The 16,668-nt window shown below is 71.6% G+C and carries 17 protein-coding genes; 5 read left to right on the top strand and 12 right to left on the bottom strand.

From position 1 onward, the window contains the following. Nucleotides 1–104: 104 nt before the first annotated feature. Entirely contained in the window at nucleotides 105–329 is a 225-nt protein-coding gene (locus ABZ915_RS46025; RefSeq protein WP_361816593.1) for a (2Fe-2S)-binding protein, read from the bottom strand. 139 nt (nucleotides 330–468) lie between these two features. Next, on the bottom strand, nucleotides 469–1,821 hold the full coding sequence (locus ABZ915_RS46020; protein WP_361816590.1) for a class II 3-deoxy-7-phosphoheptulonate synthase: 1,353 nt from the start codon (nucleotides 1,819–1,821) through the stop codon (nucleotides 469–471). A gap of 105 nt (nucleotides 1,822–1,926) precedes the next feature. On the opposite strand from ABZ915_RS46020, the gene ABZ915_RS46015 reads away from it, so the two are divergent. Together ABZ915_RS46015 and ABZ915_RS46010 are read left to right on the top strand one after the other, a co-directional pair. Further along, nucleotides 1,927–1,983 carry a trp operon leader peptide gene (locus tag ABZ915_RS46015; protein ID WP_071528813.1) on the top strand — a complete coding sequence of 19 codons (57 nt, stop codon included), beginning with the start codon at nucleotides 1,927–1,929 and terminating at the stop codon, nucleotides 1,981–1,983. A gap of 89 nt (nucleotides 1,984–2,072) precedes the next feature. Further along, nucleotides 2,073–3,983, top strand: coding sequence for an anthranilate synthase family protein (locus tag ABZ915_RS46010; RefSeq protein ID WP_361816588.1), 1,911 nt, complete (start codon nucleotides 2,073–2,075; stop codon nucleotides 3,981–3,983). 49 nt (nucleotides 3,984–4,032) lie between these two features. On the opposite strand, the gene ABZ915_RS46005 is transcribed toward ABZ915_RS46010, so the two are convergent. The 4 genes from ABZ915_RS46005 to ABZ915_RS45990 all read right to left on the bottom strand — a co-directional run bounded on the left by ABZ915_RS46005 (nucleotide 4,033) and on the right by ABZ915_RS45990 (nucleotide 7,845). Next, the gene (locus ABZ915_RS46005; protein ID WP_361816585.1) at nucleotides 4,033–5,061 is read right to left on the bottom strand and encodes a 6-phosphofructokinase; all 1,029 of its coding nucleotides are present in this window, start codon (nucleotides 5,059–5,061) and stop codon (nucleotides 4,033–4,035) included. A gap of 110 nt (nucleotides 5,062–5,171) precedes the next feature. Beyond that, complete coding sequence (locus tag ABZ915_RS46000; protein WP_361816583.1) at nucleotides 5,172–5,849, bottom strand: response regulator transcription factor; 678 nt, start codon at nucleotides 5,847–5,849, stop codon at nucleotides 5,172–5,174. Then, entirely contained in the window at nucleotides 5,846–7,081 is a 1,236-nt protein-coding gene (locus ABZ915_RS45995) for a DUF5931 domain-containing protein (RefSeq protein WP_361816580.1), read from the bottom strand. Before ABZ915_RS45995 ends, ABZ915_RS46000 begins: the two co-directional genes overlap by 4 nt. Before the next feature lie 32 nt (nucleotides 7,082–7,113). Beyond that, on the bottom strand, nucleotides 7,114–7,845 hold the full coding sequence (locus ABZ915_RS45990; protein ID WP_361816577.1) for a lysophospholipid acyltransferase family protein: 732 nt from the start codon (nucleotides 7,843–7,845) through the stop codon (nucleotides 7,114–7,116). A 160-nt stretch (nucleotides 7,846–8,005) separates the two neighbouring features. Between ABZ915_RS45990 and ABZ915_RS45985 the strand changes: the two genes are divergently transcribed. Together ABZ915_RS45985 and ABZ915_RS45980 are read left to right on the top strand one after the other, a co-directional pair. Further along, complete coding sequence (locus tag ABZ915_RS45985; protein WP_361816574.1) at nucleotides 8,006–8,785, top strand: alpha/beta fold hydrolase; 780 nt, start codon at nucleotides 8,006–8,008, stop codon at nucleotides 8,783–8,785. Beyond that, complete coding sequence (locus ABZ915_RS45980; protein ID WP_361816571.1) at nucleotides 8,778–9,368, top strand: hypothetical protein; 591 nt, start codon at nucleotides 8,778–8,780, stop codon at nucleotides 9,366–9,368. Before ABZ915_RS45985 ends, ABZ915_RS45980 begins: the two co-directional genes overlap by 8 nt. Before the next feature lie 8 nt (nucleotides 9,369–9,376). Here ABZ915_RS45980 and ABZ915_RS45975 read toward each other — a convergent pair whose 3' ends face one another. From ABZ915_RS45975 to ABZ915_RS45950, 6 genes are all read right to left on the bottom strand, one after another. Then, nucleotides 9,377–10,123, bottom strand: coding sequence for an endonuclease/exonuclease/phosphatase family protein (locus ABZ915_RS45975; RefSeq protein ID WP_361816568.1), 747 nt, complete (start codon nucleotides 10,121–10,123; stop codon nucleotides 9,377–9,379). 71 nt (nucleotides 10,124–10,194) lie between these two features. Next, nucleotides 10,195–11,148: an ROK family glucokinase gene (locus ABZ915_RS45970; protein ID WP_361437476.1), complete on the bottom strand. Its 954-nt coding sequence runs from the start codon at nucleotides 11,146–11,148 to the stop codon at nucleotides 10,195–10,197. A 120-nt stretch (nucleotides 11,149–11,268) separates the two neighbouring features. After that, nucleotides 11,269–11,778 carry a DUF5304 domain-containing protein gene (locus tag ABZ915_RS45965; protein ID WP_361816565.1) on the bottom strand — a complete coding sequence of 170 codons (510 nt, stop codon included), beginning with the start codon at nucleotides 11,776–11,778 and terminating at the stop codon, nucleotides 11,269–11,271. A gap of 161 nt (nucleotides 11,779–11,939) precedes the next feature. After that, nucleotides 11,940–13,109, bottom strand: a complete 1,170-nt coding sequence (locus ABZ915_RS45960) for an ArsA-related P-loop ATPase (RefSeq protein WP_361816562.1) — start codon at nucleotides 13,107–13,109, stop codon at nucleotides 11,940–11,942. Nucleotides 13,110–13,152: 43 nt separating this feature from the next. Continuing rightward, complete coding sequence (locus ABZ915_RS45955; RefSeq protein ID WP_361816560.1) at nucleotides 13,153–13,596, bottom strand: SRPBCC family protein; 444 nt, start codon at nucleotides 13,594–13,596, stop codon at nucleotides 13,153–13,155. 142 nt (nucleotides 13,597–13,738) lie between these two features. Further along, entirely contained in the window at nucleotides 13,739–14,536 is a 798-nt protein-coding gene (locus tag ABZ915_RS45950) for a metallophosphoesterase (protein ID WP_361816557.1), read from the bottom strand. A gap of 298 nt (nucleotides 14,537–14,834) precedes the next feature. On the opposite strand from ABZ915_RS45950, the gene ABZ915_RS45945 reads away from it, so the two are divergent. Beyond that, complete coding sequence (locus tag ABZ915_RS45945; RefSeq protein ID WP_361816554.1) at nucleotides 14,835–16,631, top strand: AMP-binding protein; 1,797 nt, start codon at nucleotides 14,835–14,837, stop codon at nucleotides 16,629–16,631. Nucleotides 16,632–16,668: the final 37 nt, after the last annotated feature.

Raw genomic sequence — 16,668 nt, 5'->3', positions numbered from 1 at the left:
GGTGCGGCGAGTGGGGGCACCTCCCACGCCCTTGAGGCAGTGGGGGAGCGTGCCGGGCGTCGCGACGGGGCGAACGTTGCCTGTCGCGGCACTAGGGAGGGAAGCTAGGCGGCGTCCGGGAGTTCCGTCAGTACCGGCCGGCCCTGGTCGGCCGACTCCCGGCGCGGACAGGCGCCGCGGCCGAGGATGGCCTGGATGCGGCGGACGCACGAGCCGCAGTCCGTTCCGGCCTTGCAGGCCGACGCTATCTGGCGGGGGGTGCCGGCACCGTCCTCCGCATGCTGCTTGACCTGTGCCTCTGTGATGCCGAAGCAGCTACAGACGTACACGCGGACTCACCTCCCGACGGGATCACTGTCCTACTGCCATCCCGTTCTATTCGGTGAGGCAAACCTAACCTTACCCGTCATGTGGAGCCCGCAACAGGGGGAGGGGCGCGGACCGAGTGTGATCCGCGCCCCAGGTCGCTCACTGGTCCCGGTACATCTCCGCCACGAGGAACGCCAGGTCCAGGGACTGGCTGCGGTTCAGACGCGGGTCGCAGGCCGTCTCGTAACGCTGGTGCAGGTCGTCGACGAAGATCTCGTCGCCGCCGCCCACGCACTCGGTGACATCGTCACCGGTGAGCTCGACGTGGATGCCGCCCGGGTGGGTGCCGAGGCCCTTGTGCACCTCGAAGAAGCCCTTGACCTCGTCGAGCACGTCGTCGAAGCGGCGGGTCTTGTGCCCGGAGGCCGCCTCGAAGGTGTTGCCGTGCATCGGGTCGGTCACCCAGGCCACCGTCGCGCCGGACGCCGTGACCTTCTCGACGAGCTGGGGCAGCCGGTCGCGGATCTTGTCGGCGCCCATGCGGACGATGAAGGTGAGGCGCCCCGGCTCGCGGTCCGGGTCGAGGCGCTCGATGTACTGGAGCGCCTCCTCGGCCGTCGTGGTCGGGCCGAGCTTGATGCCGATCGGGTTGCGGATCTTCGAGGCGAACTCGATGTGCGCGCCGTCCAGCTGGCGGGTGCGCTCACCGATCCACACCATGTGCCCGGAGACGTCGTACAGCTGACCGGTGCGGGAGTCGACCCGGGTGAGGGCCGACTCGTAGTCCAGCAGCAGCGCCTCGTGCGAGGAGAAGAACTCGACGGTCTTGAACTCCTCCGGGTCGGTCCCGCAGGCCCGCATGAAGTTCAGCGCGTTGTCGATCTCGCGGGCCAGCTGCTCGTAGCGCTGGCCGGACGGGGACGACTTCACGAAGTCCTGGTTCCAGGCGTGCACCTGGCGCAGGTCGGCGTAACCGCCGGTGGTGAAGGCGCGCACCAGGTTCAGGGTGGAGGCGGACGCGTGGTACATCCGCTTCAGCCGCTCCGGGTCGGGGACGCGGGAGGCCTCGGTGAAGTCGAAGCCGTTGACGGAGTCGCCCCGGTAGGTCGGCAGCGTCACACCGTCGCGGGTCTCGGTCGGCTTGGAGCGCGGCTTGGAGTACTGGCCGGCGATACGGCCGACCTTCACCACGGGCACGGACGCGGCGTACGTCAGGACGGCGCCCATCTGGAGCAGCGTCTTGAGCTTGTTGCGGATGTGGTCGGCGGACACCGCGTCGAAGGCCTCCGCGCAGTCGCCGCCCTGGAGGAGGAACGCCTCTCCCTTGGCGACGGCCGCCATCCGGGCGCGCAGCTGGTCGCACTCGCCCGCGAAGACGAGCGGCGGATACGACTCGAGGTCCGCGATCGCTGCGCGCAGAGCCTCGGCGTCGGGGTAGTCGGGCTGCTGCGCCGCGGGCAGGTCTCGCCAGGTGTTGCCAGCGCTCGCGCTGGTCTTAGCGTTCACGGTCACCCCGTAAACATTACGGGGTCGAGTCGAGCGATTTTCCTCCGGCCCGACTAGTGAGACGGAGCGATCACGGTACGGACGGGCGGGCGGTGCGGTAGGGTTCCCGGCATGTTCGCGCATTCGACCCAGAACTGGTGGTGGACCGCTCATCCGGCGGCCCACTGACTGCGCGTACGCAAGACTTCGCGAAGGCCGCCCGAGGGGCGGCCTTCGGCGTTTCCGGGGTCGTTCCTCCCTGTCGAGAAGGACGACCCATGAATCTCCAGGACCTCCCGCACGAGTCCCGCCCCTTCGCCCTGCTGCGCCGCCGCACGCCCGGCCGCGACGAGAGCACGGTGGAGGTGCTCGTCGGCCCGGTCACCACCTGCGACCGCCTCGCCGACCTGCCCGACGAGGGCCTCGCGCTCGTGCCGTTCCGGCAGATCCGCGAGCGCGGCTTCGACGTCCGCGACGACGGCACACCGCTCACCGTGCTGATGCCCGAGGAGCGGTACGAGATCCCGCTCGCCGAGGCGCTGGACCAGCTCCCCTCGCACGACGTGCGCGTCGAGGGCGGCGGCTTCGACGTGCCCGACGAGGAGTACGCGGAGATCGTCGGGCGTGTGCTGCGCGAGGAGATCGGGCGGGGCGAGGGCGCCAACTTCGTGATCCGGCGGACGTACGAGGGTGAGCTCCCCGGGTTCTCCAGAGGCGACGCCCTCGCGCTGTTCCGGCGGCTGCTGGAGGGCGAGAGGGGCGCTTACTGGACGTTCGTCGTGCACACCGGAGATGAAAAAGGGCCCGAAGGGCCTTCCTTGGAAGGGCGGCGGCGGGAGACGGGTGGGCGGACGCTGGTCGGCGCCAGCCCGGAGGTGCACGTCCGGATGTCCGGCGGCACCGTCGTCATGAACCCGATCAGCGGGACGTACCGCTATCCCGCCGAGGGGCCCACGCCCGAGCACCTGCTCGGCTTCCTCGCCGACGGCAAGGAGACCGAGGAGCTGTCGATGGTCGTCGACGAGGAGCTCAAGATGATGTGCACCGTCGGCGACATGGGCGGGGTCGTGGTCGGCCCCCGGCTGAAGGAGATGGCGCACCTCGCGCACACCGAGTACGAGCTGCGCGGGAAGTCCTCCCTGGATGCGCGGGAGGTGCTGAAGGAGACGATGTTCGCGGCCACCGTCACCGGCTCCCCGGTGCAGAACGCGTGCCGGGTCATCGAGCGCCATGAAGTCGGCGGGCGGGGCTACTACGCGGGCGCGCTGGCCCTGCTCGGCCGGGACTCCGGGGGCGCCCAGACCCTGGACTCCCCGATCCTGATCCGCACCGCGGACATCTCCCGCGACGGCCGTCTGCGCGTCCCGGTCGGCGCCACGCTGGTCCGCGGCTCGGACCCGGCGGGCGAGGTCGCCGAGACGCACGCGAAGGCGGCGGGCGTCCTGGCGGCGCTGGGCGTTCGTCCCGCCAGGCCCGGTGAGGAGTCCGCGCGCCCGCGTCTCGCCGACGACCCCCGCGTGCGGGCCGCGCTCGACGGGCGCCGGTCCGCGCTGGCCCCCTTCTGGCTGCGGATGCAGGAGCCGTCGCAGGAGCTGACGGGGCACGCCCTGGTCGTCGACGGGGAGGACACGTTCACGGCGATGCTGGCGCACGTGCTGCGCTCCGGCGGGCTGGACGTGACCGTCCGGCGGTACGACGAGCCCGGGATGCGGGCGGCGGTGCTCGCGCACGAGGGGCCGGTCGTGCTCGGCCCCGGGCCCGGTGACCCCTCGGATCTCGCCGACCCGAAGATGCGGTTCCTGCGGGAGCTGACCGCCGAGGTGGTCCGGGGGCACCGGCACGGCCTGCTCGGCGTCTGCCTCGGGCACGAGCTGATCGCGGCCGAGCTCGGGCTGGAGATCGTCCGCAAGGAGGTGCCGTACCAGGGAGCGCAGACGACGGTCGACCTGTTCGGGCGGGAGGAGACGGTCGGCTTCTACAACAGCTTCGTGGCCCGCTGCGACGACGAGGCGGCGGCCGGACTGACCGCCCACCGGGTCGAGGTGAGCCGGGCCGCGAACGGTGAGGTGCACGCGCTGCGCGGTCCCGGCTTCGCCTCGGTGCAGTTCCACCCGGAGTCGGTGCTGACGCTGAACGGTGCGGCGATCGTCACGGAGATGCTGCGGGTGCCGCTGGTGCGCGAGATGTGACCGGAACGGCTCCCCGACGCCGCCGCGGTGGCCGCGGCGGCGTGGGGCGTCAGCCGAAGAAGACGCCGACCTCGGCGTACAGCGCCGGGTCCACCGTCTTCAGCTTCGCCGTGGCCTCGGCGATCGGGACGCGGACGATGTCGGTGCCGCGCAGGGCGACCATCTTGCCGAAGTCGCCTTCGCGGACGCAGTCGATGGCGTGCAGGCCGAAGCGGGTGGCGAGCCAGCGGTCGAAGGCGCTGGGGGTGCCGCCGCGCTGGATGTGCCCCAGCACGGTCGTGCGGGCCTCCTTGCCGGTGCGCCTCTCGATCTCCTTGGCCAGCCACTCGCCGACCCCGGACAGCCGGACGTGTCCGAAGGAGTCGAGCGACCCGTCCTTGAGGACCACGTCGCCGTCCTTCGGCATGGCGCCCTCCGCGACCACGACGATCGGGGCGTAGGAGGCCTTGAAGCGGGAGGTGATCCAGGCGCAGACCTGGTCGAGGTCGAAGCGCTGCTCGGGGATGAGGATGACGTTGGCGCCGCCCGCGAGCCCGGAGTGCAGGGCGATCCAGCCGGCGTGACGGCCCATCACCTCGCAGACCAGGACCCGCATGTGGGACTCGGCGGTGGTGTGCAGCCGGTCGATGGCCTCGGTGGCGATACCGACCGCGGTGTCGAAGCCGAAGGTGTAGTCGGTGGCGGAGAGGTCGTTGTCGATGGTCTTGGGCACGCCCACGCAGGGCACGCCGTACTCCTCGGACAGCCGCGCGGCCACCCCGAGGGTGTCCTCGCCGCCGATCGTGATCAGCGCCTCGACCTCCTGCTTGGCGAGGTTGTCCTTGATCCGGCGGACGCCGTCCTCCTGCTTGAGGGGGTTGGTCCGCGAGGAGCCGAGGATCGTGCCGCCGCGGGGCAGGATGCCCCGCACGGTGGGAATGTCGAGGCGAACGGTGTCGCCCTCGAGAGGCCCTCGCCAGCCGTCCCGGAAGCCGACGAAGTCGTAGCCGTACTCCTGTACGCCCTTGCGCACGATGCCCCGGATGACGGCGTTGAGCCCGGGGCAGTCGCCGCCTCCGGTCAGTACTCCTACCCGCATGGAAATGTCCCTTCGCAGCGGTTGCCTGACGCAGAGTCACGGTAGCCGTGATGCGCGTCACACAGCGAGAGGCGGGAAGGGCAATTCCGGTGAACCGCCGGGCTTTCGCTTTACTCGTCGTCAAGTCCGCGCTCTATGGCGTACCGCACGAGCTCGACCCGGTTGTGCAACTGGAGCTTGCCCAGGGTGTTCTGGACGTGGTTCTGCACCGTGCGGTGCGAGATGACCAGGCGTTCGGCTATCTGCTTGTAGCTCAGGCCCTTGGCGACCAGCCGCAGCACCTCGGTCTCGCGCTCGGTGAGCCGGGGCGCCTTCGGTTCGTCGGTGTCCGGGGCGGGGGCGGGCTCGGAGGCGAGCCGGCGGTACTCGCCGAGCACCAGACCGGCCAGGCCGGGCGTGAAGACCGGGTCGCCGGCCGCCGTACGGAGCACCGCGTCCAGCAGTTCCTCCGTGGACGCCGACTTCAGCAGATAGCCGGTCGCGCCGGACTTCACCGCCTCCAGGACATCGGCGTGCTCACCGCTCGCCGACAGCACCAGCACGCGCAGCGCCGGGTTGGCGGCCACCAGTTCCTTGCAGACCTGGACGCCCGGTTTGGCGGGCAGGTTGAGGTCCAGGACGAGGACGTCGGGCGCGGCGGCCTTGGCGCGGCGCACCGCCTGTTCGCCGTCCCCGGCGGTGGCGACCACCTCGAAGCCGGACTCGGCCAGGTCCCGGGCGACCGCGTCGCGCCACATCGGGTGGTCGTCGACCACCATGACCTTGATCGGGTCCCGCTGCTCCGTCATCGCCTGTCCGCCTTCCCCCGGGAGACCCGCCGGTCCTTGTGGTCCTTCGGTACCTTCAGTTCGACTTCCGTGCCCTGCCCCGGAGTGGACAGCAGCTCGGCGCTGCCGCCGAGGTCGCGCAGCCGTCCCCGGATGGACAGGGCCACCCCCAGCCGCCCCTCGCCCTCGGCCTGGGCGAGCCGCCCCTCCGGGATGCCGGGACCGTCGTCCCGTACGGTCACCACGACCTCGTCCGGCTCGTCCTCGACCAGGATCCAGGCCCGCGCCTCCTCGCCCGCGTGCCGCCGGACGTTGTCCAGGGCGGCACCGACGGCGGCGGCCAGCTCCCGTGCCGCGCCGGGCGGCAGCGGTACCGGGGCACCGGGTTCGGCGAGGCTGACCCGGGCGCCGGCGAACGGGGCGAGCAGCGAGCGCAGGTCGACCGGGCCGCCGGTGTCGTCCGGCTCGTCCACCGCCCGTACGACCGCCCCCTCGGCCGGGTCCTCGGAGGCGCGCGGGACGGGCACCAGGCCGCCGGAGACCAGCGTGCGCAGCGCCACCTCCTGCTCCCCCGCCATGCGGCCCAGCTCGGCCGCCTCGCCGCCGATGACCGCACCGCGCCGCTGCACCATGGCCAGCACCTGGAGCACGCCGTCGTGGATGTCCCGGGCCAGCCGCTCCCGCTCCCGGGTCGCGGCCTCGATCTCCAGGGCGCGGGCGAGGGTGCGCTCGGAGGCGCGGGCGACCTCGACGACGTAGCCGATGGCGATGGCGGCGACCCACACGAGGATCACGTTGTGCACGGTGTCGCGGGCCGGACGGCCGCGCTCGATCAGGTTGGCGACGGCGACCAGCGTGGAGGCCAGGGCCGCCCAGCGCCAGCCGCCCTTGATCGCGAAGGCCAGCACCGATCCGGCGGTCCATATCGAGGGCAGCGTCGGCCCGCCCTCGACGATCCGGTGGTGGTTGTCGGCGAGCGGGGTGAGCAGGATGCCGGTGAGCGCGATCGTCAGGTCGGCGGCGAGGAAACGCTTGGTGCAGCTCGCCGCGTTCGCCACCCGGGGCAGGGTGGCGAGGGTCCACCCGGCCAGGACGACGTAGTAGGCGATCGCGATCCAGGGGCGGACGAACTGGTCGTACGCGGTGGCGCACAGACCGATCGCGTACAGCATCGTCAGCACCCGGTAGCCGGTGAGCGCACGCCACAGCGGCAGCTCGACCGACATCCGCATGACCTTCTCGCGCCTCGGCACGTCCCCCCACCCCCCTGCCCCGGCTGCCGGGCCTAGGACTCGGCCTTCTTCTTCTCCGCCTTCTCCGCCTTCTCCGCCTCCTTGGACGCCTTCGCGGCATCCGCGATCTGGCGCTTGGCGGCGGTGGCGTACATGTCGACGTACTCCTGGCCGGAGAGCTTCATGATCTCGTACATGACCTCGTCGGTCACCGCCCGCAGCACGAACCGGTCGTGCTCCATGCCCTGGTAGCGGCTGAAGTCCAGGGGCTTGCCGATGCGGATGCCGGGCCGCATCAGCTTCGGGACGACCTTCCCGGGCGGCTGGATCTTCTCCGTGTCGATCATCGCGACGGGGAGGACCGGCGCGCCGGTGGCGAGGGCCACGCGGGCGAGGCCGCCGGGCTTGCCCCGGTAGAGGCGGCCGTCGGGCGAGCGGGTGCCCTCGGGGTAGATGCCGAACAGCTCACCGCGCTCCAGGACCTCTATCCCGCTCTTGATCGCCGCCTCGCCCGCGCCGCGCGCGCCGGAGCGGTCCACCGGGAGCTGGCCGACGCCCTTGAAGAAGGCCGCGGTGAGCCGGCCCTTCACGCCGGGCGTGGTGAAGTACTCCGCCTTCGCGATGAAGGTGACCTTGCGGTCGAGGACCGCGGGCAGGAAGAACGAGTCCGAGAACGACAGGTGGTTGCTCGCCAGAATGGCGGCACCCTCGGCCGGAACGTTCTCCAGGCCTTCCACCCAGGGCCTGAAGGCGACCTTCAGCGGTCCCCCGATGGCAACCTTCATCGTGCCGTACAACAACCGAGTGCCTCCTGTTTCCGTCGATCAGACCTTAACCCGCTCCGCCGTCAAAGGCTCCGACGGCCCTGGTCGGTGTCAGTGCGGTCGCGTACGGTGAAGCAACACCTGGAGTCGTTCACACCCTTCTCATGAACAGGAGACCGACGTGCCGGTTCTCCCCGGAGCCGAGCCGTACCGCCATGAGGGCGGTCCGGTGGGTGTCCTCTTCTGCCATGGGTTCACGGGCTCGCCCCAGTCGCTGCGTCCGTGGGCCGAGCAGCATGCCTCGCACGGCCTGACGGTCTCGCTGCCGCTGCTGCCCGGGCACGGCACGAGCTGGGAGGACATGCAGGTCACCGGCTGGCAGGACTGGTACGCGGAGGTGGACCGCGAACTGCGTCTGCTGCGCGAGCGGTGCGAGCGGGTGTTCGTGGCGGGCCTGTCGATGGGCGGGGCGCTCGCGCTGCGGCTCGCCGTCAAGCACGGGGAGGCGGTCCAGGGCATCGTACTCGTCAACCCGGCCAACAAGGTGCACGGCCTGTCCGCGTACGCGCTTCCGGCGGCCCGGCATCTCGTCCGTACGACGAAGGGCATCGCGAGCGACATCGCGAAGGAGGGCGCGGCGGAGCTGGGGTACGACCGGGTGCCGCTGCATGCCGCCCACTCCCTGCGGAACTTCTTCCGGCTGCTGGACGGCGAGCTGCCGCAGGTCACCCAGCCGCTGCTGCTTCTGCGCAGTGCGCACGACCATGTGGTGCCTGCGGTCGATTCGGCCCGCATCCTGAGCCGGGTGTCGTCGACGGACGTAACGGAGGTCGTGCTGGAACAGAGTTACCACGTGGCGACGTTGGACCACGATGCGGACCGGATCTTCGAGGAGAGCCTCGCCTTCATCGGCCGGCTCGCACCCAGTGTCGGCAAGGAAGGGACGGCCGCAGTTGGCTGAGCACGATTCCGACCGCGAGGACCGCGAGCCGGAAGAGAAGGGCGTGCCCTTCGACGAGGAGGCCGCCTGGGCGGCGATCGTCGCCGGATTCGGCGAGGAGCCGCCGGACCCGCCGGGCGCCAGGCCGTTCCGGCGGGTGGAGGATCTCGCGCTGCCCGAGAAGGACCTGGAGAAGGATCTCGGGAAGAAGCTCGACAGGAAGACGGACGACGGCGAGGAGCAGCAGCGGCCACCCGCCCGGCCGCTGGGCAGCTCCATCTCTTTCGCGCCCGGCGTCGGCCCGCGGGACTACACGGCGCCCGAGGCGTCCGAGGACGACTTCGACGAGGACGACGAGGGCCACTTCGTGCCGCCCGAGCCGCCGCCGCTGCCCGCCGCCGACACGACCGCCAAGTTCGCCTGGCTGGGCGTGGTCGGCGGGCCGGTCCTGCTCCTGCTGGCCGTGCTGCTCGGCTGGGACATGACCTGGTGGCTGGCGACCGCCGGCATCGGCGGCTTCCTCGGCGGCTTCACCGCGCTGGTGCTGCGGATGCGGACGGACGACGAGGACGGCGACGATCCGGGCCGGGGCGCGGTCGTCTGAGCGACGCCTTACGCCGTCGGGATTCTGAGGGCGGCCAGGACCGGCAGATGGTCCGTGGCCGCTCTCATGTCTGTTTCCGTGACTCCCGGGTGACCCAGCGGCACCCCGCAGCCCAGTACCTCGATGCCCTTCGTGGCGAAGATCGCGTCGATGCGGCGGTGGGGTTCGTCGCGGATCCAGGTGTGTTCGCCGCCCCAGGAGGCGGTGGCCCGGCAGTCGTGGAGGGCGTCGGCGAACCGCCGGAAGGTCGGGCCTTCGGGGCGCTCGTTGAGGTCGCCGCCCGCGACCGCGTGCTCCACGCCCATGCCGGCCAGGCGGTCGAGGAGCATGCCGCCCTGCTCGTACCGCTCCTCCTTCTGGAGGCTGAGGTGACAGCTGAGGACGCCGAGGCGGGCGCCGCCGAACCGGACCACCGCCGTGGCGAAGCCGCGCCTGTGCAGTCCGGGGGTGAGCGGGAGGAGTACGTCTTCCGTCCGCTCCACGGTGGCCCGCAGAGTGCAGAGGACGGCCGGTCCCGCGGCACTCGCGCCACCCGTGAGGACGACCTGGCCGGAGGCGGCCGCCAGGCGGGCCAGCTTCTTGCGCCAGCGGAAGAAGCGGGGGGCTTCCTGGATCAGGACGAGGTCGGGGGCGCAGGCGGTGATGACGCGGGCGAGGGCGTCGGTGTCGTCGCGCATGGAGCGGATGTTGTAGCTGAGGACGCGGATGACGGCTGAACCGTCGGGCTCGGTGAGGGAGTTCGGCAGCGGCTCCATGTCGATCAATGTACGCCCAACAGCGAGGGGCGCGAGGTCCGTGCCCCGCGCCCCTGTACGGCAGCCGTCTCTTACATGATCGGGTCGGGTTCGCGGGCCAGGTCCGCCGCGCCGACGAGGCCCGCCTTGTTGCCGAGCTGCGCGGCGATCACATCGGCGACCGGGCGCCAGTTGCCGCCGACCAGCCAGCGCTTGTAGGACTTGCGGATCGGGTCGAGGACCAGCTCGCCCTCCTCGGAGAGGCCGCCGCCGACGATGAAGGCGGAGGGGTCGAAGAGGGAGGCGAGGTCGGCGAGGCCGGCGCCGGCCCAGCGGGCCAGCTCGCGGTAGGAGTCGACGGCGACCGGGTCGCCCTGGCGGGCGGCCATGGAGATGTGCTTGCCCTCGATGCCGTCGGGGGTGCCGTCGCCGAGGGCCAGCAGGATCTCGGCGAGCTCGGGGGTGGCGTTGGCGCGCTGCTTGGCGTATCTGACGAGGGCGCGCCCGGAGGCGTACTGCTCCCAGCAGCCCTGCGAGCCGCAGCCGCACAGCAGGCCGTCCGGGACCATCCGGATGTGGCCGAACTCGGCGGCTACGCCGAAGTGGCCGCGGCGCAGCTTGTTGCCGATGATGATGCCGCCGCCGAGGCCGGTGCCGAGCGTGATGCAGATGACGTTGCGGTGGCCCTTGCCGGCGCCGAACTTGTACTCGCCCCACGCGGCGGCGTTGGCGTCGTTCTCGACGACGACCGGGAGGCCCACGCGGGCCTCGACCTTCTCCTTCAGCGGTTCCTGGCGCCAGTCGATGTTGGGCGCGAAGTAGACCGTGGAGCGCTGGCGGTTGACGTAACCGGCGGCGCCGATGCCCACTCCGACGATCTCGTGCCCGGCGCGGGCGCCCTCCACGGCCGAGGCGATGGCGTCCACGATGCCCTCGGGCGTACCCGGGGTCGGCACCTTGAAGGTCGAGAGGATGTTGCCTTCCTCGTCGACCACGCCGGCCGCGATCTTCGTGCCGCCGATGTCGACGCCGATGGTGAGTCCCATGAATCCCTCAGTTTCGGTCGAGCCCCGCTACCGCCAACCGTACCCGAGGCCCTGCCGCGGGTTTCCCGTCGTCCACCCGCCGGGCAGGGCGGCGCAGTGGCGGCAGGGACCCATGGGGCGTCAGTCCAAGTCGATGCGCTCCCCGGGACCGGTGCCCTCACCCCGGTCGCCGCGATCGTCCCAGTCGGGCCTAGGGGCGTCCTTGAGGCCGTCCGGACGGGACGTCCAGTGCCGCTCCTGGGCCTCGACGGCCGAGCGGTAGGCGGCGAGCAGTTCGCTTCCGGCCGCCGCCAGGTGGTCGAAGACGTCGGGGTTGCGCTCCATGACGGGCTCGACGGCCGCCTTGGCCTGCTGCACGACCTGCCGGACCACCTGCTGGGCGGCGGGGCCGGCGACCGCGCCGAGCAGCGGGGACTGGATACCGGACAGCTTGTCGGCGACCGCGTCGACGAGCCTGCGCAGTTCCTCGGCGGCCGAGCCCGGGGGCGGGCCGTGTTCGGCACGGCGGCGGGCCTTCTCCGCCGCGAGGTCCTCGGCGCAGGCCGTGGCCCAGGCGTCGGCGTCCGTCGCCCGCACCTGGTCGACCGCCTCCGGTCCGGGGGCGTCGGGCGTGGGGCGCTCTTCGCTCATGACGGTCTCCTGACTACGGTTCGCCCCTACGACGTTACCCGAACGGGGCTAGGCCCTGTCGTTTGGATCATCCCGGCGTCGCGGGGTCTGGTCGGCTGCAAGGCACCGTGACCTACGGCCGGCCTGATCCAAGCGACAGGGCCTAGCCGGTTCATCGTCCGTCAGGCGCCGCGCGGCCACAGGTCCGGGTCCGGGGCGAACCTGATGCGCAGCTCGCCCTCGCGCAGGGCGGCTCCCGCGACGGTGCAGCGGCGCAGGGCGGAGGGCAGCGGGACGATCCGGCGGAACGGGCCGGCCGTGATCACGAGTTCGTCCCCGCGCCGGATGAGGTCGAGTTCGTCCCGTACGGCGCCGGGCAGCGGGATGTGCCAGACCAGGACGCCGTCCTCGGCGATCCGGTCGGTGACCGGCCACTCGACCGGGGCGGGCGCCGGGTTGACACCGGGCACGGCGAGCGCGGCGAGGTCGTCGGTGCCGCGCGGGTCGCGGCCGAGGTGGGCGACGGCGTGGAGGTCGTACGACGCGTGCCATTCGGCGAGGGTCTTGCCCTGCTGGGCGGTGAGGCCGGCCAGCCAGGGGTCGTGGGCGGTCTCGGGCAGGACGCGGTTGGCGATCAGCGTCTCGGTGCGCAGACCGCGCAGGGCGAGGCCGAGGCGTGCGCCGCGTACGGCGTCGGCGGCGGCCGGGCCCGGTTCGGCGACCAGGTGGACGGCGGTGTCGCGGTCGCCGAGGACGGCTTCCACGGCGGCGAGTTCGACGTCCCAGCGGCCGGCCGTCTCGTACAGCCAGTCCGCGGGCATGGGGACCCCGGCGAGCCGTCCGAGGACGGGGCGCAGGGCGCGGGCCGCCTGCCGCTCGGGCGGGAGGAGCCGGCGCAGGTACCGGCGCAGCTCCTCCGGCAGGGAGAGCAGGGCGAGGGCCCGGGAGGCGGGCGGCAGGTCGACGACGAGCAGCTCGTACCGCTCGGAGAGGGCCGCGTCCCGCAGGGCGCGCAGGAAGGACAGCTCCTCGGCGCCGGGGAGCGGGGTGACCTCTTCGGCGTCCAGGCGGGCGGCGCCGAGCAGGTCGAGGACGTTCGCGGCGCGGCTCTGGAAGGCGGTGAGGTCGTCCCGGAAGCGCTCGGTGGCGTCCGGCCGCCAGGCGGTGAGGCGCTCGGCGGCCCGGACGGGGACCGGTCCCGTCGCCGTGCCCAGCGCCGCGCCGAGGGTGTCCGTGCGGTCGGCGCTGAGCACGAGGGTCTCGACGCCGCCGCCCGCCGCTCGAACCGCGGTGGCCGCGGCGACGGTCGTACGTCCGCAGCCCCCAGGGCCCGTGATCAGGATGGTACGCATGATGCCGAACGCTACCTGTGCCCGGCGGGCGCTCCGGCCGGCGCTACTGCTCGCCGGACTCCACGCGCTTCTTCAGCCCGGCCAGCGCCCGGTCGATGATGACCTTCTCGGCCTTGCGCTTGATCATGCCGAGCATGGGGATCTTGACGTCCACGGTCAGCAGGTAGGTGACCTCGGTCGTCCCGGCGCCGGCGGGCTTCAGGATGTACGAGCCGTCGAGGGAGCGCAGCATCTGGGACTTCACCAGGGTCCAGGAGACCTCGTTCTCGCCGGTCCAGGTGTAGGCGAGGGTCTGGTCGTCCTTGATGGCGCCCGCGTCCATGACGAGGCGGACCTGCTCGGCGCGGCCCTGGTCGTCGCTCTTGAGGACCTCCGCCTCCTTCACCTCGCCGGTCCAGTCCGGATAGCGGGCGAAGTCGGCGATCACCCCCATGACGTCGGCCGGTGCCGCCTCGATCGTGATGCTCGAGCTGGTGTGTTCCGCCATCGCCGTGGCTCCTCCAGATGCGGGCCGGTTCTCGGGTGGTCGTCGTGCGTGGTCGCCGTGGGGGCACGTCCTGCGCACGGGTGTGCAGCGGAAGGCTACCGCGCCCGCCACCAGCCGACTTCACCCAGTACCCCCCGGTCCCTCACCATTCCAGCGCCCAGGGCTTCCCGGTACCGGCGAAGTGCCCCACGTTCACGCACTCGGTCACCCCGATCCGCATCCGCTTCACCAGCGGCTGGTGGACGTGGCCGAAGAGCGAGTAGCGCGGCCTGGTGCGGCGGATCGCCTCCAGCAGGGCGCGGCTGCCCCGTTCGAAGCGGCGCGCGACCGTGTCGTAGACCAGCTCCGGGACCTCCGGCGGGATGTGCGTGCACAGCACGTCGACCTCGCCGACGGCCTCGATCTTCGCCGCGTACTCCTCGTCGCCGATCTCGTACGGCGTCCGCATCGGGGTGCGCAGACCGCCGCCGACGAAGCCGAAGACCCGGCCGCCGATCTCCACCCGCTCGCCGTCCAGGACGGTCGTGCCGGGTCCGGCGTACTCCCGCCACAAGGGCGGCATGTCGACATTGCCGTATGTCGCGTACGTCGGTTCCGGGAACGCGGCGAACATCTCGGCGTACTGCTTGCGTACCGCCTTCTCGATGGCGGTGCCCCGGTCGGCGCCGATGCCCGCCCACAGCCGGGCGCCGAACTCCCGGGCCTCCTCGAAGCGGCGGGCGGTGCGCAGCTCGACGATGCGGTCGGCGTTCTCCTCGCCGAACAGGTCGGGGAAGATGCCGCGCGAGTGGTCGGCGTAGTCGAGGAAGAGGACCAGATCGCCGAGACAGATCAGCGCGTCGGCCCCCTCGCCGGCTTTGGCCAGGTCACGGGCGTTGCCGTGCACATCACTGACGACGTGGACGCGGGTCCTGGGCCGGCCGGCCGATGTGGGTGCCATGGCGATCAAGCGTAGGTCGCGCGATGCACTTGTGAACAGTGGCGTCCGGGCCTGCGGTTACTGGCTAGTCATTAAATGGGTGGACTACTGTGCGCCAAGGAAACACCAACCCGTGTGACGCAGCGAACATCTCGCCGGGCCCCCCTGTCGAAGAAGCCATACCGGCGGGTAACGTCCGGGCAGTCCAGTCGTGCTCAGGAATTCAACAGCTGAATCCTCGAGCACCTGCCCGAGCCTTGGACCGTACCGTCGCATCACACAACGTCGTGGCGCCGGCGCCCTATGAGGAGCAGCAGTCTTGCGCGAGTTCAGCCTTCCGGCTTTGTACGAGGTCCCTGCGGACGGAAACCTGACCGACATCGTCCGCAGAAACGCCGCGCAGCATCCCGACGTCGCCGTCATCGCCCGCAAGGTGGGCGGCGCCTGGCAGGACGTGACCGCCACGGTGTTCCTGGCCGAGGTGCGGGCCGCCGCCAAGGGCCTGATCGCCTCCGGTGTCCAGCCGGGCGACCGGGTGGGTCTGATGTCCCGGACCCGCTACGAGTGGACGCTGCTGGACTTCGCGATCTGGAGCGCCGGCGCGATCACCGTGCCGGTGTACGAGACCAGCTCGCCGGAGCAGGTGCAGTGGATCCTCTCCGACTCGGGCGCCACCGCCTGCATCGTGGAGCAGGCGGGCCACGCCGCCGCCGTGGAGTCGGTGCGCGAGTCGCTGCCCGGGCTCAAGCACGTCTGGCAGATCGACGCCGGGGGCGTGGAGGAGCTGGGCCGGCTGGGGCAGGACGTCGCCGACGCGACCGTCGAGGAGCGCAGCTCGCTGGCGAAGGCCGACGACCCGGCGACGATCGTCTACACCTCGGGCACCACGGGCCGCCCCAAGGGCTGTGTCCTCACCCACCGCAGCTTCTTCGCCGAGTGCGGGAACATCGTGGAGCGGCTGCGCCCGCTGTTCCGCACCGGTGAGTGTTCCGTCCTGCTGTTCCTGCCGCTCGCGCACGTCTTCGGGCGCCTGGTGCAGATCGCCCCGATGATGGCGCCGATCAAGCTGGGCAACGTCCCGGACATCAAGAACCTCACCGACGAACTGGCCGCGTACCGGCCGACGCTGATCCTCGGCGTGCCGCGCGTGTTCGAGAAGGTGTACAACACCGCCCGGGCCAAGGCGCAGGCGGACGGCAAGGGCGCGATCTTCGACAAGGCCGCCGACACGGCCATCGAGTACAGCAAGGCCCTGGGCACGCCGTCCGGCCCGTCCGTCGGTCTGAAGATCAAGCACAAGGTCTTCGACAAGCTGGTCTACAGCAAGCTGCGCGCGGTGCTGGGCGGACGCGGCGAGTACGCCATCTCCGGTGGCGCCCCGCTGGGCGAGCGGCTCGGCCACTTCTTCCGCGGCATCGGCTTCACGGTCCTGGAGGGCTACGGCCTGACCGAGTCCTGCGCGGCCACCGCCTTCAACCCCTGGGACCGGCAGAAGATCGGCACGGTCGGGCAGCCGCTGCCGGGCTCGGTGGTCCGCATCGCCGACGACGGCGAGGTGCTGCTGCACGGCGAGCACCTGTTCAAGGGCTACTGGAACAACGAGGCCGCGACCGCCGAGGCGCTGGCCGACGGCTGGTTCCACACCGGTGACATCGGCACCCTCGACGAGGACGGCTACCTCAAGATCACCGGCCGCAAGAAGGAGATCATCGTCACCGCGGGCGGCAAGAACGTCGCCCCGGCGGTGATAGAGGACCGCATCCGGGCGCACGCGCTGGTCGCGGAGTGCATGGTGGTGGGCGACGGGCGGCCGTTCGTGGGCGCGCTGGTCACCATCGACGAGGAGTTCCTGGGCCGTTGGTGTGCCGAGCACGGCAAGCCGGCGGGCTCCACCGCGGCGTCGCTGCGCGAGGACCCGGATCTGCTGGCGGCGGTCCAGGACGCGGTCGACGACGGCAACGCCGCGGTGTCGAAGGCGGAATCGGTGCGGAAGTTCCGCATTCTGTCCTCCCAGTTCACGGAGGAGACGGGCCATCTCACGCCGTCGCTGAAGCTCAAGCGGGGCGTGGTGGCGAAGGACTACGCGGCCGAGATCGAGGCTATCTACGCGAAGTAGTCACCTCCTCGATCTGCGACGCGACGATCTGCGACGC

Source organism: Streptomyces sp. NPDC046915 (assembly GCF_040644935.1).
Lineage (GTDB): Bacteria > Actinomycetota > Actinomycetes > Streptomycetales > Streptomycetaceae > Streptomyces.
This window is presented reverse-complemented; position numbering and strand designations above follow the sequence as displayed.

Coding starts and splice junctions, on each gene's coding strand:
- ABZ915_RS45975 (WP_361816568.1), bottom strand. CDS start 10,123: ATGGAGCCGCTGCCGAACTCCCTCACCGAGCCCGACGGTTCAGCCGTC.
- ABZ915_RS46000 (WP_361816583.1), bottom strand. CDS start 5,849: ATGACGGAGCAGCGGGACCCGATCAAGGTCATGGTGGTCGACGACCAC.
- ABZ915_RS45960 (WP_361816562.1), bottom strand. CDS start 13,109: ATGCGTACCATCCTGATCACGGGCCCTGGGGGCTGCGGACGTACGACC.
- ABZ915_RS45955 (WP_361816560.1), bottom strand. CDS start 13,596: ATGGCGGAACACACCAGCTCGAGCATCACGATCGAGGCGGCACCGGCC.
- ABZ915_RS45990 (WP_361816577.1), bottom strand. CDS start 7,845: ATGAAGGTTGCCATCGGGGGACCGCTGAAGGTCGCCTTCAGGCCCTGG.
- ABZ915_RS46005 (WP_361816585.1), bottom strand. CDS start 5,061: ATGCGGGTAGGAGTACTGACCGGAGGCGGCGACTGCCCCGGGCTCAAC.
- ABZ915_RS45970 (WP_361437476.1), bottom strand. CDS start 11,148: ATGGGACTCACCATCGGCGTCGACATCGGCGGCACGAAGATCGCGGCC.
- ABZ915_RS46010 (WP_361816588.1), top strand. CDS start 2,073: ATGAATCTCCAGGACCTCCCGCACGAGTCCCGCCCCTTCGCCCTGCTG.
- ABZ915_RS45950 (WP_361816557.1), bottom strand. CDS start 14,536: ATGGCACCCACATCGGCCGGCCGGCCCAGGACCCGCGTCCACGTCGTC.
- ABZ915_RS45965 (WP_361816565.1), bottom strand. CDS start 11,778: ATGAGCGAAGAGCGCCCCACGCCCGACGCCCCCGGACCGGAGGCGGTC.